Origin of the sequence: Microbacterium karelineae (assembly GCF_009745985.1) — a bacterium.
GTDB classification, from domain to species: Bacteria; Actinomycetota; Actinomycetes; order Actinomycetales; family Microbacteriaceae; genus Microbacterium; species Microbacterium karelineae.
Genome location: NZ_WFIX01000190.1, coordinates 208,454 through 224,628, shown reverse-complemented (window position 1 = coordinate 224,628; position 16,175 = coordinate 208,454). Strand labels below are relative to the sequence as shown.

Sequence of the window (16,175 nt, the reverse complement as noted above, 5' to 3'; positions counted from 1 at the left end):
TCCTTACGGAATGAGGTCGTCTCGGGCGAGGTCGTCCCACAGCGCGTCGGGGATCGGCGCGCGCATCCACTCGGCATTCTGGCGGATCTGCTGGGGCCGGCTGCTGCCCGCCACGACGGATCGCACGGTGGCGATGCGCAGCGTGTACTGCAGGGCGGCGGCCGGCAGCGAGACGCCGTGCGCGCGGCAGATGTCCGCGATCCGCGTTGCCCGCTCGAGGATCTCGGGCGGCGCGTCGCCGTACTCGTAGCGCGGATTCGCGGAGGGGGCGTCGTGCGCGAGCAGGCCCGAATTGAAGACCGATGCCGTCACGATCCCCGTCCCCGTGCGTTCGCACGCGGGTACGACGTCCGCGAGCGCCGGCTGCTCGAGGAGGGTGAGCCGCCCGGCGACCATGAGCGTGTCGAGGCCGCCCGACGCGGCGCCGAGCGCGAGCGCATCGGCCGACATGGATCCGAGCCCCGTCGCGCGGATCCGCCCCTCGCTCTTGAGGGCCGTGAGCGCGCGGATCCCGGAGTCGAGATCGCGCTCCAGATCCGCGAGCTCGGGGTCGTGCAGATAGAGCAGGTCGACGCGGTCGAGGCCCATCCGCTCGAGCGATTCGTCGAGCGAGCGGCGGATGCCGGCCTCCGAGAAGTCCCACTCGCGCCGGACGGTCTGCGGCACGTGGAAGCCGTTGTCGAGATCCAGGGATTCCTGGCCCCCGGGGTTCGCGACGAGCAGGCGCCCCACCTTCGTCGAGAGCACGAACTCGTCGCGCGGCTTCGTCGCGAGGAAGGCGCCGAGACGTCGTTCCGAGAGGCCGAGCCCATAGTGCGGTGCCGTGTCGAAGGAGCGGATCCCCGCGTCCCACGCGGCCTCCAGCACGGCATGGGCTTCGTCATCGGTGAGCGCGCGGTGCAGATTGCCGACGTTCGCGGCGCCGTAGCCCAGCGGGGGCAGCGACAGATCGGTGCGCGGGGACAGCGGATCAGCCATGGAAGGTGTACTCCTCGCGGCTCGCTGCGAGCATCTCCATGCCGTTGCCGGGCGCGTTCGGCGCGCGATACGCGCCGCCCGCCACGTCGGTCGGCGTGACGAAGTGCTCGTGCAGGTGGTCGACATACTCGATGACGCGGCCCTCGGTGGTGCCGGTGACGGCGACGAAGTCGAACATCGAGAGGTGCTGCACGGCCTCGCACAGGCCGACGCCGCCCGCATGGGGGCAGACGGGCACGCCGAACTTCGCCGCCATCAGCAGGATCGCGATGTTCTCGTTGACGCCGGCGACGCGCGTTGCGTCGATCTGCAGCACGCTCAGGGCCTTCGCCTGCAGCATCTGCTTGAACATGACGCGGCCGCCCCCGTGCTCGCCGGTCGCCACCGGGGTCGGCGCGACACCGCGGGCGATCGCGGCGTGCGCGAGGATGTCGTCGGGGTTCGTCGGCTCTTCGATCCAGGCCACGTCGAACTCCGCGAGGCGGCCCATCCATTCGATCGCCTCGGCGACCTCCCAGCGCTGATTCGCATCGGTGCCGATCCGGATGTCCGGGCCGACGGTCTCGCGGGCGAGGCGCATGCGGCGGATGTCGTCGTCGACATCGGCGCCGACCTTGAGTTTGATCATGCGGAACCCGCCGTCGACGGCCTCGCGGCACAGGCGCACGAGCTTCTCGTCGGAGTATCCGAGCCATCCGGGGGTCGTCGTATACGCCGGGTACCCGTCGGCGATGAGGCGCGCCTCGCGTTCGTCGCGCCCCGGCTCGGCCGCGCGGAGGATCCCGAGCGCGTCTTCGCGGGTGAGCGCATCGGCGAGGTATCGGAAGTCGACGAGGTCGACGATCTCCTCGGGGCTCATGCGCGCGAGCAGCTGCCAGAGCGGCAGGCCTGCCCGCTTCGCCCTGAGGTCCCAGAGGGCGTTCACGACGGCGCCGATCGCCATGTGCATGACGCCCTTCTCGGGGCCGAGCCAGCGCAGCTGCGAGTCTCCGACGAGCTCGCGCCAGATCCCTCCCAGATCGTCAAGGACCGGCTCGACCTCGCGGCCGATGAGGTAGGGCGCGAGCGCGCGGATCGCGGCGACCTGGACATCGGTGCCCCTGCCGATCGTGAAGACGAAGCCGTGCCCCTCGTGGCCGTCGCCGGCGTCGGTCGCGATGACGACATACGCGGCCGAGTAGTCGGGATCCGGATTCATGGCATCAGATCCGTCGAGCTGCTGCGATGTGGGAAAGCGGATGTCGGTCGTGTCGACGCTGACGATGGTGCTCACGGGGCTCCTTGGGGTAGGAGGCCAGCGTAGACATCCGATGTCTGTTTCGTCAACCGAGCCCCCTGGTCGATCTCGTCAGATAATCCCGCTCAGAGTTCCGACCTTATGCTGAGTTCGGCGTGGACGCGGCGGATCCGCCACGCACCAGAGCCCGCCCCGCGGGTAGTGTGGCGAACGATGAGGATCACGCGTCGCACGCTGCTGCTGGGGGCCGGAGCCGGCGCCCTGACGGTGCTGCTCGCCTCGTGCACGCCCGACGAGCCGTCCCCTCGTCCGACGCCGAGCCCCGAGCCGACCGTGACGCCCACGCCCGTCGGCGAGGTGCCCGCCGCGACCGCCTACTTCCGCACGCAGTGGTCGACGGATCCGTTCGCCCGCGGTGCGCGCAGCGTCACGCCTGCGGGCGCGACCTCCGTCGACCGAGAGGCCCTCGGCGCCGCCCTCATGAGCCGCGTGTTCTTCGCCGGCGAGGCGACGAGCCCCGAGCGTCCCGGCACGATCGCGGGCGCCACCGTGTCGGGCGACCGCGCGGCGCGCGAGATCGCCGAGATCGCCGAGGAGGGCGAGCGCATCGCCGTCGTCGGCGCCGGCGCCGCGGGGGCGCGCACCGCGCGCAGCCTCGTGGAGTCCGGCTTCGAGGTCACCGTGATCGAGGCCCGCGACCGCGTCGGCGGACGCCTCGCGACGCACCTCGACGGCGAGTGGCCCGTGCCGCCGCAGGCGGGCGCCTGGCTGCTCGGATCCGATGACACGGAGGTCGCCTCGCGCATGGCCGTCCTCGGGATCGGCACGGTCGACGTCACGACCGCTGCGGGATTCACGCGTCAGGGCGAGACCGAGGCTCCTGCGAGCGACATCGTGCAGAGCGCGCTCGACGACGCCGCGAACGCCTTCGTGGATCCGACGATCGCCGACGCGATCGCCGCGGCGGGCGTCGAAGGATCCGAGAACCTCGCCGCCTATCTCGCCGCACTGGCGGCCCTCACCGGAATCGATCCCGCGACCGCCTCCAGCTGGTATGCGCCCGCGCTGCCGAACGGATCCTTCGACGCGCTCGCGAGCGACGTCGCGCCGTTCGTCTCCACGCAGCTCGCGGACCTCGACGTCACCCTCTCGACGGCCGTCGCCGGCGTCGCCTATGACGCTGACGGGGTGAGCCTGCGGCTCGCGACCGGCGAATCGCTCACCTTCGACCGCGTCGTCCTGACGGTGCCTCTCGGCGTGCTGCAGGCCGACGCGATCGAGTTCGACCCACCGCTGCCCTTCGGCCACCGCGGCGCGATCGCGGCGCTCGAGATGGGCGCGATCGAAGCCGTCTGGCTGCGCTACGAGCAGCCGTTCTGGACGACCGACGCGGGAATCTGGCACGTGATCGGGCCCGCCAGCGGCGAGCCGACTCCGTCGCCGACTCCGACGCCCACGCCTACCCCGGATCCGGGCGAGCCCGCCGCCGTCGACACGACGATCCGCACCTGGCTCAACCTGCTGCCCGCGACGGGCGAGCCGATCCTCGTGGGTCTTGTGGGAGGGTCCGCCGCGCGCGCCGTCGCGGACCTCGACGACGACGAGCTGCTCACCCTCGCCGCCGAGTCGCTCGCGCCGTTCACGGACCCGTCCGTCGACGAGTGAACGGGCGTCAGATCACGAACTGGTCCTGCGGGGCGGGGTCCGGTCGGCGGCGTCGCACATCGGGATCCGGCACCGTCTGCCGCCACAGACTGAGGCCGATGAGGCCGCTCGCGACGCCCGCGAACACCGCGAGCGCGAACGCAACGGTGCCGACGAACTCGCCGAGCCCGCTCACCTGGCGCAGGTCGAGGAAGTAGTACGGGTACCAGCCGATCAGCGATCCGCGCCAGAGCGTGAACAGCCCCCAGACGATCGGATAGGCGACGACGAGGACGATGAGGCGCCACCGCGCCGCGCGCCGCCCCGGCCCGATGACCCACGCGCCGATGGCGATCGCCGGCAGCAGGAAGTGCAGCACGAGGTCCGACCACGGCACCGTCATGGGGATCCCGCGCACGCCCGACTGCCAGATGAGCAGCCCGAACACCAGCCCCGCCGTGATCGTCCAGCTGAGCACGGCCGTTCGCACGTCGGTGAGCCAGCGCGGATCCTCGTCGTGGCGCAGAGCGATGACGCCGCCGATCGCGGCCAGGGCCAGGAAGGCGATGTTCGACTGCATCGTGAGGTAGGCGAAGAAGTTCTGGCCGGCGATCGTCTGCGATCCGAGGCCCCAGAACAGGCGGTGCACGAGGGCGGCGGCGCACAGCGCCGCGGCGGCGAATCGCGTGATCGCGAACCACCTGCGTGCCGTCACCACGCCCTCCCTTCGTCGTTCGACGAGTCTACGGAGGGGGCGCGGTGATCGCTCCGACGGGCCGGCGGCAGCACAACGCAGTCGATCCTGCGCGGCGCTCCGGCCGACCCCCGGGATTCCGCGGGGCCGCATCGGCCGGGACGGCGGATCGACTGCGCTGTGCTGGCGGGATCAGAGCGTCAAGATCAGCGCGTCGCCCTGGCCGCCTCCTCCGCAGAGGGCGACGGCGGCCGTGCCGGATCCGCGGCGCGCGAGCTCGTGCGCCGCGTGGACGACGAGGCGGGCGCCGGAGGCGCCGATGGGGTGTCCGATCGCGATGCCCCCACCGTGGATGTTCACGACCTCGTCGGACAGCCCGAGCTGCTTCTGCGAGTGCGCGACGACGGCGCCGAAGGCCTCGTTGATCTCGACGAGATCGAGGTCGCCGGCGGCGATGCCCTGCTTGTCGAGCACACGGCGGATCGCGTCGGCCGGCTGCGCCTGCAGCGAGTTGTCGGGGCCGGCGGTCTGACCGTTCGCCCCGAGCGCCGCGAGCACGTGCCACCCCTCCGCGACGGCGCGGGCGCGGGTCGTCAGCACGAGAGCGGCCGCCCCGTCCGAGATCTGCGACGCGTTGCCCGCGGTCACGCTGCCGCCCTCCGCGAAGGCCGGGCGCAGCTGGGCAAGGGTCTCGGTCGTCGTGTCGGGCCGCACGCCCTCGTCGGTCGACACGACGAGGGGATCCCCGCGCCGCTGCGGCACCTCGACAGGCACGATCTCGTCGGCGAACGCGCCCGACTCCGCGGCCGCGGCCGCGCGCTGATGCGAGCGCGCCGCGACGGCATCCTGCTCGTCGCGGGTGAGGCCGAAGCGCGCGTTGTGGTTCTCGGTCGACAGGCCCATGCTCACGCCGTCGCGCGCATCGGTGAGCCCGTCGTGCGCCATGTGGTCGAGCACCTCGACGGATCCGTAGGTCCAGCCCGAACGCGATCCGACGAGCAGGTGCGGCGCCCGCGACATCGACTCCATGCCGCCCGCGACGACCACCTCGGTGTCGCCCGACGCGATCATGCGCGAGGCGTCGATCACGGCGGTGAGGCCGGAGAGGCACACCTTGTTGACCGAGTGCGCGGGCACGTCCCAGCCGATGCCGGCGCCGAGCGCCGCCTGGCGGGCCGGGTTCTGCCCGGATCCCGCGGGCAGCACCTGCCCGAGGATGACGGCGTCGACGGCGCTCGCCGGGACGGATCCGCGCTCGAGGGCGCCCGCGATCGCGAAGGATCCGAGCTGGGGCGCTGAGAAGGACGACAGCCCGCCCTTCAGCCGGCCCTGCGGCGTGCGCGCGGCGGCGACGATGACGATGTCGGTGGTCACGATGACTCCTGTCCGGCGCCGCGCGATGCACGACGACGCCAATTCTCGAAGTGCGCCTCGGGTGTTCCCCGGAACGACGCGGACCGGCGGATGGCGACGCGCAGAATTGGCGTCGTTGTGCATCGGGGGGTCATGAGCCGGACTCCAGATCGACGGCGAGTGGGGGCTCGGTCGCGGCGACGACCTCCTCGACGGTGACGCCGGGCGCGACCTCGCGCAGAACGAGGCCGCCCGGGGTCACGTCGATGACGGCGAGGTCGGTGATGATGCGGTCGACGACGCCGCGCCCCGTGAGGGGGAGGGAGCAGTCGTTCACGATCTTCGGGGATCCGTCCTTCGCGACGTGCTCCATGAGGATGATGACGCGTGCGGCGCCGTGCACGAGGTCCATCGCGCCGCCGGGGCCCTTGACCATCTTCCCGGGGATCATCCAGTTCGCGAGGTCGCCCGCCGACGACACCTGCATGGCGCCGAGGATCGCGGCGTCGATCTTGCCGCCGCGGATCATGCCGAAGCTCAGGGCCGAGTCGAAGAACGCAGACCCCGGCAGCGTCGTCACGGTCTCCTTGCCGGCGTTGATGAGATCCGGATCCACCGCCTCCTCGGTCGGGTACGGACCGACGCCGAGGATCCCGTTCTCGCTCTGCAGCACGAGCGTCGTGCCCTCGGGAACGTAGTTGGGGACGAGCGTCGGCAGGCCGATGCCGAGGTTCACGTACGAGCCATCGGCGAGCTCCTGCGCGGCGCGGGCCGCCATCTCGGTGCGGGTGCGGGCCATGTCAGGCCTCCTCTCGGACGGTGCGCTTCTCGATGCGCTTGACGATGTCCGTGCCCACCTCGACGATGCGGTGCACGTACACGCCGGGCAGGTGCACGTCGTCAGGGTCGATCTCGCCCGGCTCGACGAGATGCTCGACCTGAGCGATGCAGACCCGGCCCGCCATCGCGGCGAGCGGGCTGAACGCGCGCGTCGCCTTGCGGAAGACGAGGTTGCCGTGGCGGTCTCCCTTCCAGGCGTGCACGAGCGAGAAGTCGGCGCGGATCGCCTCCTCGAGCACGTACTCGCGGCCGTCGAAGACGCGGACGTCCTTCTTCGGCGAGGCGACGGCGATGGATCCGTCGGGGGCGTATCGGCGGGGGAGCCCGCCGTCGGCGACCTGCGTGCCGACGCCCGTCTGGGTGTAGAACGCGGCGATGCCGGATCCGCCGGCGCGCAGCTTCTCGGCGAGGGTTCCCTGCGGTGTCAGTTCGAGCTCGAGCTCGCCCGAGAGGAACTGCCGCTCGAACTCCTTGTTCTCGCCGACATACGACGAGGTCATCTTGCGGATCCGCTTCGCCGCGAGCAGCAGGCCGAGGCCCCAGTCGTCGGTGCCGCAGTTGTTCGACGCGACCGACAGATCGGTCGTGCCCTGCGCGAGCAGCGCCTCGATGAGGGCCATCGGATTGCCCGAGAGGCCGAATCCGCCGACGGCGAGGCTCGCCCCGTCGGCGATGTCGGCGATGGCGTCCGCGGCGGACGCGACCTGCTTGTCGATCACGGTGTCACTCCTTCGTGAGAAAGGGAAAGCCCTCCTCTCACTGTGCGTCGCCTCGATCCGCCCGTCCAGTAGCGGTTGTCAGGTGGATTCCGTGGACGCTAATGTCCACATCATGGACACGCGCTCGCCGCAGGGTACGCAGTCGGTCGCGCGCGCGGCACTGCTGCTGCGACTCGTCACCGCGCGGGCCGAGCGCGGGGGTGCCCGCGCCGCCGACCTCGTCGCCGAGTCGGGCCTCGCCCGCCCGACCGTGCACCGCCTGCTGCTCGCGCTGCAGGCCGAGGCGCTCGTCGACCGCGACGCCGTGACGGGGCGCTGGCTGCCGGGCCCGGAGCTGTTCCTCATGGGATCCGTCGCCGCCGAGCGCTACGACGTCGCGGAGCGCTCGCGCGACGTCGTGCGCTCCCTTGCGACGGCGACGGAGGAGAGCGCCTTCCTGTCGGTCCGGCGCGGCGACGAGACCGTCTGCCTCGTGCGCGAGGACGGCGCCTTCCCGATCCGCTCGCATGTGCTCAGCGAGGGCGTGCGCTTCCCCCTCGGCGTCGCATCGGCGGGTATGGCGATCCTCGCGTTCCTGCCCGATGACGAGGCCGAGGAGTTCATCGCGGGCCACGATCTCTCGGGCCGCTGGGGCGCGGCCCACTCGCGGGCGAGCCTGCGGTCCCGCATCGCGGAGACACGGGATCGCGGGCTCTCGCTCAACCCCGGCCTCATCGTCGAGGGCAGCTGGGGCATGGGCGCCGCGGTGTTCTCACCCGCGGGCCGCCCCGAGTGGGCGCTGAGCATCACGGGCGTCGAGTTCCGCTTCGGCACCGCGCGCCGCACGCACCTCGGCCGCACGCTGCTCGCCCACGCCCACGAGCTGAGCCAGCGGATGCGCCACCGGGGCCGGTGACCGATTCGCGGGTGTCGTGCGGTCGACACGCGCCTCGAGAGCGACCGCGACGCGCCCGCGATGCGGGGCGGCATCACCCTGGTTGACTCCGTGGATCAGGGATCTCGTCTTCACGAGCGTGCACGGACGCGGTCGAATGAGCACGACGATAGGAGTCTCAATGGCGACCTCCACCACCCACTCCGGGGCCGACCGCGCGCAGCGCAGCGCCGGGGCCCTCCAGGGGATCCTGCTTCTCGCCGGCAGCTGCATGCCGGTTCTCGGATCCGTTCTTCTCACGCCGATCCTGCCGCAGCTGTCGGCGCACTTCGCCGGCGAGCCCGGCGCCGATGTGCTCGTGCCGATGATCGTCGCGATCCCGGCCCTCATGATCGCGATCTTCGCGCCGTTCGCCGGCCAGGTCGTCGACAGGATCGGCCGGAAGCCGCTGCTGCTCGTCGCGATGATCGCCTACGCCATCGCCGGCACGGCGCCCGCCTGGATGGAGGGCCTCACCGGGATCCTCCTCAGCCGCGTGCTCGTCGGCGTGTGCGAGGCGGCGATCATGACGGTGTGCACGGCGCTCATCGTCGACTACTTCCACGAGGAACGTCGACGCACGAAGTATCTGGGCCTGCAGACCGTGACGACCACTCTCGCCGCGACGGTGTTCATCGCGCTCGGCGGGGCGCTCGGCACGGGTGGGTGGCACGCCCCGTTCTGGGTCTACTCCGTGAGCATCGTGATCGCGATCCCCATGTTCTTCGCGCTCTGGGAGCCGCGCCGCGGCGACGAGGTCGGCGACGCCGCCGTCCCGGAGCGGGTGCGGATCCCCTGGCGGCGGATCAGGATCCGCCTGCTCGTGAGCCTGTTCGCCGGGTTCTCGTTCTACGTCATGGTGATCGAGGTCAGCTACCTCGTCGTCGCGACGGGCGTCGACGCGCAGGACACGCGCACGATCGGGCTCGTCTCGGCCGTCGCATCGCTCGCGACGGCGATCGCCGGCTTCACGTTCTCGCGCCTCGGCGGGCTGCGCCCTGGTGCGCTGCTGCCGCTCGCATTCGGCCTGCAGGCGGTCGGGATGATTCTCGTGTGGGTGCTGCCCGGCTTTGCGGGCGTGGTGATCGGCTCAATCGTCGCGTCGCTCGGATCGGGATTCCTGCTGCCGTCCCTGCTCACCTGGGTCGTCGCTCCCACGAGCTTCGACGAGCGTGGCCGCGTGACGGGGCTGTGGACGGCCTCGTTCTTCCTCGGTCAGTTCCTCACCCCGATTCTCGTCGGCGCTCTCACGGCGGCGATCGGCGGCCTCGAGCCCGTCGTCGGCGTGGTCGGGCTCTGCGCGGCCGCCGTGGGTGCCGCCCTCTTCGCGACCCGGAGGCGCTCCACTCGCGCATAAACAACAGTGATTCCCGGGATCCAGATATTCGGCTTCCCTGATGTGCTCGCGGCGGCGAGAGTGGAACAAGACCTACCCGAAGAAGGGATCGAAGATGATCAAACTGCTTTCGCACCTGTCCTATGTCGCGGTGACGACGCCCGATGTCGAGGCCTCCGTGAAGTTCTACGAGGAACAGGTCGGCATGCAGGTGACGGACCGCATCGACGGCGCCGTCTACCTCCGCTGCTGGGGCGACTACTACCGCTACAGCCTCGTCGTGCTGCCGGGTGACGAGCCCGCGCTCCACACGGCCGGATGGCGCACCACGAGCCCGGAGGCGCTCGACGAGGCGGTGAAGCGTCTCGAGGCCGAGGGCGTCGAGGGCGAGTGGAGCGACGGGCACGCGATCGGCCGCGCCTACCGCTTCGTCGGCCCGCAGGGCCACCCCATGACGCTGCACTGGGATGTCGAGCACTTCCAGAGCGGATCCGACCTCGCGTCGATATACCCCGACCGCCCGCAGCGTCGCTCGTCGCACGCCGGCGCCCCGCGCCAGCTCGACCACGTCACGATCGCGGCCCGCGACGTCGACGCGTTCTGCGAGTGGTACACCCGGGTCCTCGGATTCCGGCACATGGCTCGCACGGTGCTCGACGAGGCCCCCATCTCGGTGTTCTCGGTGCTCACGACGAACGAGAAGTCGCACGACCTCGGCGTCGTCCTCGACGGATCGACCCGCGACGGACGCGTGAACCACTTCGCGTTCTGGGTCGACACCCGCGAGGAGCTGCTCATCGCGGCTGACGTGCTCATGGAGAACGGCACCGACATCGAGTACGGACCGTCGATCCACGGCATCGGCGAGCAGAACTTCCTCTACTACCGCGAGCCGTCGAGCCTGCGCATCGAGCTCAACACGGGCGGATACCGCAACTACGTGCCTGACTGGGAGCCGAACACGTGGAAGCCGTCGCAGGGATCCAACAACTTCTACCGCAACGGCGCGATGCCGATGTCGATGACGGAGTCGTTCCCGCCCGCCGACGGACCGAGCGCGACAGAGGAGGGCGTGCCCGACGACATCAAGGACGCGCTGCTCAACCCGTATGCCGTGGAGGGACGCGGCTGACGGGCTCGGCCGCGACCGCCCTGTGCGGTCGCGGCCCATCCCGTTCCGCCCAGACTCGATGAGGACCCGACGATGACGTCACACCACACACTCGACAACCGATTCGCCCTCGCGCGCTTCCGCGACGGCGACGCCGTCCGCCTCGGCCTCGTGGCCGGGGATCGGATCCGCGCGCTGTCTCCCGACGAACTGGGTGCCGCAGATCTGAACGCCTTCCTCGCGCAGGGGGATCCCGCGTGGGAGCGCCTCGCGGCCCTCGTCGAGGCGGACGGGCCATGGCGGCCGCTCGACGACGTCATCCTGACGGCGCCCGTCGAGCCGCGCCAGGTCCTGCAGACGGGGGCGAACTACCGCCAGCACGTCATCGAGCTCGTCGCGGCCGGGCTGACGAACAGCTCCGATCGCACGCCCGACGAGGCGCGCGCGTTCGCGGCCAAGATGATGGACGACCGCGCCGCGAACGGCGAGCCGTACTTCTTCATCGGCCTGCCCGCCTGCGTCGTCGGCGACGACGTGCCCCTCGCGCTGCCCGCCTACAGCGAGGTGCACGACTGGGAGCTCGAGCTCGCCGTCGTCATCGGCCGCGAGACGTTCCGCGTCTCCCGCGAGGATGCCCTCGGCCACATCGCCGGGTACACGATCGTCAACGACATCACGACCCGCGACCTCGTGTTCCGCAAGGACATGAAGGAGATCGGCACCGACTGGTACCGCTCGAAGAACGCGCCCGGCTTCCTGCCGACGGGCCCGTTCCTCGTGCCGGCCCAGCTCGTCGACGAGTCCGATGCGCACGTGCGGCTCGACCTGAACGGTGAGACGATGCAGGACTCGTCGACCTCCGATCTGCTGTTCGACGTGCCCGCGCTCGTCTCTGCGGCGAGCCAGACGATGCCCCTGCTGCCGGGTGACCTGCTGCTCACGGGCAGCCCCGCCGGCAACGGCCAGCACTGGAAGAGGTTCCTGACGGACGGCGACGTCATGACAGGATCCATCGCGGGGCTGGGAACGCAGATCGTCCGCTGCATCGGGGAGGCGTCATGACGCGGCCATCAGAAGACCCCGCCGACATCGACCGCTCGGACCCCGAGGGCGAGATCCGCGCGCGCGCCGAGGCGTTCCGCAACTGGGGACGCTGGGGCGAGGACGACCGGCTCGGCACGCTCAACTTCATCACCGAGGCGGATCGCGTCGCGGCCGCCGCGCTCGTGCGCTCGGGGCGCACCGTGTCGCTCGCGCAGGCGTTCGACACGGACGGCCCGCAGAAGGGGTGGCGCCGTCGTGTCAACCCGGTGCACACGATGACCGACACGGGCACCGACGCCGAGCGCGGCAGCCAGGGTTTTCCGCACGGGGTCGGCGGTGCCGACGACTACATCACCATGCCGCTGCAGTGCTCGACGCAGTGGGACGGCCTCGGCCACATCTTCGACCACGGGAACGCGTGGAACGGCCGCCGGGCGGGCGACGTCGTCACGAGCGAAGGCGACCTCGTCACGGGCATCGAGCACGCGAAGAGCGCGGTCGCGGGCCGCGGCGTGCTGCTCGACGCGGGCCGCCACCTCGCGGACGGCGAGCTCGAAGACGGCTACGCCATCACGCCGGCGGAGCTCGACGAGATCGCCGCAGCCGAAGGCGTCGAGGTGCGCCGCGGCGACATCCTCATGGTGCGCACGGGCCGCTACGCACGGGCGAGGCGCGAGGGGTGGGGCGACTACGCGGGCGGCGCCGCCCCCGGCCTGTCCCTCACGACGGCCGGCTGGCTGCACCGCACAGAGATCGCCGCCGTCGCGACCGATACGTGGGGCTTCGAGGTGCGCCCGAACGAGTTCGACGTACCGAGCTTCCAGCCCCTGCACCAGATCGTGATCCCGAACATGGGGCTCACGATCGGCGAGATGTGGAACCTCGACGAGCTCGCCGAGGCGTGCGCCGAGCGCGGCAGCTGGGAGTTCCTCGTCGTCGCGCCGCCGCTGCCGATCACCGGCGCGGTCGGATCCCCCATCAACCCGCTCGCGATCCTCTAGTCAGAACGCATTCCGAGAACGAGGAGGTTCTCCCCATGACCGCAGTGAAGAAGGTCGCGATCGCCGGATGCGGCGCAGCCAGCATGGCCGTCGCGATCCCGCTGGCCGCCGCCGGCGTCGAGGTCGACGTCTACGAGTTGAAGTCCGAGCTGCCCGCGCTCGGATCCGGCATCACCCTGCAGGGCAACGCCCTCCGCTCCCTCGCGGCGCTCGGCGTGTGGGAGGAGGCGGCGGCCCTCGGCTACCCCTTCGAGGGACTCACGCTGCGCGCGCCGGGCCCGGACGCAGCCGTGGTCGCCGATCTGCCCGAGGTGAAGACGGGCGGTCCCGACTTCCCCGCGGGCATGGGCATGTACCGGCCCGACCTGGCGCGGATCCTCACGGAGCGCGCCGAGTCCCTCGGCGTGCGGATCCACTTCGGATCCAAGGTGACGGGCGTGCGCGAGACGGACACGGGCGTGCGCGTCGACGTCGGCGGCGCGACGGTCGGCGAATTCGACCTGCTCGTCGGCGCCGACGGCCTGCACTCGACCGTGCGCGAGCTCATCGACATCGTGACCCAGCCCGAGCACACCGGCATGGGCATCTGGCGCGCGTTCGTGCCGCGCCCCGCCGCGGTGACGCAGACCCAGCTCTACTACGGCGGCCCCGTCCACATCGCCGGCTACACCCCGACCGGCGACGACTCGATGTACGCCTTCCTCGTCGAGGACGCGCAGGATCGCTTCGGCGTCGGCCCCGCCGAGGCCGTCGACATCATGAAGGGCCTCGCGGCCGCATACGGCGGCCCCTGGGCCGAGGTGCGCGAGAGCCTCGACGAGTCGAGCCGCATCAACTACACGTGGTTCACCGCACACGTGATCGAGGGCCCGTGGAACCGCGGGCGCACGGTCATCATCGGCGACGCCGCACACAGCTGCCCGCCGACCATCGCACAGGGCGCCGCGCAGGCGCTCGAGGACGGGCTCGTGCTCGCCGAGCTGCTGCTCGCCGGATCCGCCGTCGATCAGGATCTGTGGGACGCCTTCCACGCGCGCCGCGTCGCGCGCGCGACGGCCGTCGTCGAGGCGTCGGTGCAGCTCGGGAGGTGGCAGCTCGAGCACAACCGCGAAGCGGACGCGCCAGGGCTCATCTTCGGCATCGCGCAGAAGATGGCGGAACCGGCATGACCGCGGCTGTCGACGTCCACGCCCACCTGCTCATGCCCTCGCTCCAGCAGGAGGTCGCGCGACGGGATCCCGACGGGATCGCGGCGGCGGCCGACCTCGAGCGCGTGCGCAACGGCGTCCCGAGCCTCGAGGCGTCGGGCGCGATGATCGGCGAGCGGATCCCTCTCCTCACCGATGCGGCGGCGCGCCTCGCGCGCATGGATGAGCAGGGCGTGGCCGTGCAGTGGGTGAGTCCGTCGCCGAACCACTACTACCCGTGGGCCGACGAGGAGCTCGGAGTGTGGGCCGCGCGCGAGGCGAACCGCCTCATCGCCGCCCACGTCGCGGAGGCCCCCGACCGCCTGCGCGGGCTCGGCACGATCCCGCTGCAGCACCCGTCCCGTGCCGTCGAGCTGCTCGAGGACGCCGTCGTGACGCACGGCCTGCTCGGCGTCGAGATCTCCTCGTTCGCGGGCGACGTCGAACTGTCCGACGAGCGCCTCGAGCCGTTCTGGGCGCGCGCCGGCGAGCTCGGCGCGATCGTGTTCCTGCACCCCTTCGGCTGCTCGCTCGACGAGCGCCTCGACACGTTCTACCTGTCGAACACCGTCGGACAGCCGGTCGAGAACGCCGTCGCGATCTCGCACCTCATCTTCGCGGGCGTGCTCGACCGACACCCGGCGCTGAAGATCGTCGCCGCGCACGGCGGCGGATACCTGCCGACGGCGATCGGCCGCTCCGATCGCGCATGGCGCGTGCGCCCGGAGGCGCGTGGCTGCGAGAACGCCCCCTCGACCTACCTGCGGCGGATGTGGTTCGACACGGTGGTGCATGACGAGCGCGCGCTGCGCGACCTCGTCGACATCGCCGGCGCCGACCGCGTCGTCCTCGGATCCGACTTCCCCTTCGACATGGGCCTCGACGATCCCGTCGCGTTCGCGCGCGGGGCAGGGCTCCCGCAGGACGCCGTCGACGCCGTGCTCGCGGGCAACGCGGGCGCGCTCGCCGCGGGGGTCGCGGTCGCCGAGGGGGCGCGCGCATGAGGATCGGGCGCTGGATCCGTGACGGCCGCCACGAGGACGGCTTCATCGACGACACGGGCGTCGTGCCGTTCCCAGGTGGGCTCCTCGTCGCCGATGTCCTCGCGGCGGGCCTCGGCGCGCTCGCCGAGCTGCGTGCACGCGCCGGGGATCCCGTCACCGCGCTCGACGCCGTGGCGCTCCGCGCCCCGTTGGATCCCGCGTCGGTGCGCGACTTCGTCGCCTTCGAGGAGCACGTCGAGGGCGTGAGCGCGGGCGTCGAGGGGAAGAGCCACGTCGCCGACGAGTGGTACGAGGCGCCGACGTTCTACTTCACGAACCCGCACACGATCGCCGGGCCGGGGGAGACGATCACGCCGCCCGAGACGCACCGGCTCGACTTCGAGCTCGAGGTCGCGGCCGTGATCGGGCGGTCAGGAACGGACCTCACGGCGCAGGAGGCCGGCGACGCGATCTTCGGGTACACGATCATGAACGACTGGTCGGCCCGCGACCTGCAGGCGCGCGAGATGAAGGTGCGCCTCGGTCCCTGCAAGGGCAAGGACTTCGCGATGACGCTCGGGCCCTGGATCGTGACGGCCGACGAGCTCGCGCGGTTCGAGGACGGCGAGGGCTTCCTCGCGGTGCGCGCCGAGGTCGTCGTGAACGGCGAGCGGTATGGCGAGGACCTCGTGTCGAACATGGGCTGGCCGTTCGCGGAGCTCGTGGCCTATGCATCGCGGGCGTCACGGATCGTGCCGGGCGACGTGCTCGGATCCGGCACCGTCGGAAACGGCGGCTGCCTGGGCGAGCTGTGGGGCCGTGGCAGCGACTTGCCGCCGCTCGAGGAGGGCGACGAGGTGCGCATGGTGGTCGAGGGGATCGGCGAGCTGACGGGATCCGTCGGCGCCTCCCGCCCGGCCCCGCCCCTCCCGCGTGCGCGCGTGCGTCCGCGGATCCGGCACCGCTGAGCGCCGGCTCGAATGCCGCAGATCGCGCCAAGATCTGAATCTTGGCGCAGGTTGCGGCATTCGAAGCAAGGGTGGACCAGTCGAATGCCTCAGATCGCTGCAAGTAGCGGATCTCGGGGCGATTCGCGGCATTCGAAGCGCTCGTCGATCGGTCGGATACGCTCGGT

At 71.4% G+C, this 16,175-nt stretch carries 15 protein-coding genes; 9 read left to right on the top strand and 6 right to left on the bottom strand.

All coding sequences use genetic code 11. From position 1 onward, the window contains the following. Nucleotides 1–3 precede the first annotated feature (3 nt). Both GB932_RS14210 and GB932_RS14205 read right to left on the bottom strand, forming a co-directional pair. Nucleotides 4–978: an aldo/keto reductase gene (locus tag GB932_RS14210; protein ID WP_156761349.1), complete on the bottom strand. Its 975-nt coding sequence runs from the start codon at nt 976–978 to the stop codon at nt 4–6. Beyond that, nucleotides 971–2,251, bottom strand: a complete 1,281-nt coding sequence (locus tag GB932_RS14205; protein ID WP_156761348.1) for an enolase C-terminal domain-like protein — start codon at nt 2,249–2,251, stop codon at nt 971–973. The genes GB932_RS14210 and GB932_RS14205 overlap by 8 nt, the downstream gene beginning before the upstream one ends. 177 nt (nt 2,252–2,428) lie before the next feature. Between GB932_RS14205 and GB932_RS14200 the strand changes: the two genes are divergently transcribed. Then, nucleotides 2,429–3,880 carry a flavin monoamine oxidase family protein gene (locus tag GB932_RS14200; RefSeq protein ID WP_156761347.1) on the top strand — a complete coding sequence of 484 codons (1,452 nt, stop codon included), beginning with the start codon at nt 2,429–2,431 and terminating at the stop codon, nt 3,878–3,880. 7 nt (nt 3,881–3,887) lie between these two features. Here GB932_RS14200 and GB932_RS14195 read toward each other — a convergent pair whose 3' ends face one another. The 4 genes from GB932_RS14195 to GB932_RS14180 form a co-directional block, all read right to left on the bottom strand. Then, on the bottom strand, nt 3,888–4,574 hold the full coding sequence (locus GB932_RS14195) for a Pr6Pr family membrane protein (RefSeq protein WP_156761346.1): 687 nt from the start codon (nt 4,572–4,574) through the stop codon (nt 3,888–3,890). Between the two features lie 171 nt (nt 4,575–4,745). After that, nucleotides 4,746–5,927: an acetyl-CoA C-acetyltransferase gene (locus tag GB932_RS14190; protein ID WP_438616719.1), complete on the bottom strand. Its 1,182-nt coding sequence runs from the start codon at nt 5,925–5,927 to the stop codon at nt 4,746–4,748. A gap of 130 nt (nt 5,928–6,057) precedes the next feature. Continuing rightward, nucleotides 6,058–6,705, bottom strand: coding sequence for a CoA transferase subunit B (locus GB932_RS14185; protein ID WP_197517496.1), 648 nt, complete (start codon nt 6,703–6,705; stop codon nt 6,058–6,060). A gap of 1 nt (nt 6,706) precedes the next feature. After that, entirely contained in the window at nt 6,707–7,465 is a 759-nt protein-coding gene (locus tag GB932_RS14180) for a CoA transferase subunit A (protein ID WP_156761345.1), read from the bottom strand. Nucleotides 7,466–7,577: 112 nt separating this feature from the next. On the opposite strand from GB932_RS14180, the gene GB932_RS14175 reads away from it, so the two are divergent. The 8 genes from GB932_RS14175 to GB932_RS14140 all read left to right on the top strand — a co-directional run bounded on the left by GB932_RS14175 (nt 7,578) and on the right by GB932_RS14140 (nt 16,008). Further along, nucleotides 7,578–8,360 (top strand): IclR family transcriptional regulator, encoded by a 783-nt coding sequence (locus GB932_RS14175; protein ID WP_156761766.1) that lies wholly within the window; start codon nt 7,578–7,580, stop codon nt 8,358–8,360. 160 nt (nt 8,361–8,520) lie between these two features. Further along, entirely contained in the window at nt 8,521–9,735 is a 1,215-nt protein-coding gene (locus tag GB932_RS14170) for an MFS transporter (RefSeq protein ID WP_156761344.1), read from the top strand. Nucleotides 9,736–9,829: 94 nt separating this feature from the next. Beyond that, on the top strand, nt 9,830–10,846 hold the full coding sequence (locus tag GB932_RS14165; RefSeq protein ID WP_156761343.1) for a VOC family protein: 1,017 nt from the start codon (nt 9,830–9,832) through the stop codon (nt 10,844–10,846). Nucleotides 10,847–10,918: 72 nt separating this feature from the next. Further along, complete coding sequence (locus GB932_RS14160; protein ID WP_156761342.1) at nt 10,919–11,887, top strand: fumarylacetoacetate hydrolase family protein; 969 nt, start codon at nt 10,919–10,921, stop codon at nt 11,885–11,887. Then, nucleotides 11,884–12,870, top strand: a complete 987-nt coding sequence (locus GB932_RS14155) for a cyclase family protein (protein WP_156761341.1) — start codon at nt 11,884–11,886, stop codon at nt 12,868–12,870. Before GB932_RS14160 ends, GB932_RS14155 begins: the two co-directional genes overlap by 4 nt. Nucleotides 12,871–12,905: 35 nt before the next feature. Beyond that, nucleotides 12,906–14,039, top strand: coding sequence for an FAD-dependent monooxygenase (locus GB932_RS14150; protein ID WP_156761340.1), 1,134 nt, complete (start codon nt 12,906–12,908; stop codon nt 14,037–14,039). Beyond that, complete coding sequence (locus GB932_RS14145; protein WP_156761339.1) at nt 14,036–15,061, top strand: amidohydrolase family protein; 1,026 nt, start codon at nt 14,036–14,038, stop codon at nt 15,059–15,061. The genes GB932_RS14150 and GB932_RS14145 overlap by 4 nt, the downstream gene beginning before the upstream one ends. Next, nucleotides 15,058–16,008: a fumarylacetoacetate hydrolase family protein gene (locus GB932_RS14140; RefSeq protein ID WP_156761338.1), complete on the top strand. Its 951-nt coding sequence runs from the start codon at nt 15,058–15,060 to the stop codon at nt 16,006–16,008. The genes GB932_RS14145 and GB932_RS14140 overlap by 4 nt, the downstream gene beginning before the upstream one ends. Nucleotides 16,009–16,175 lie beyond the last annotated feature (167 nt).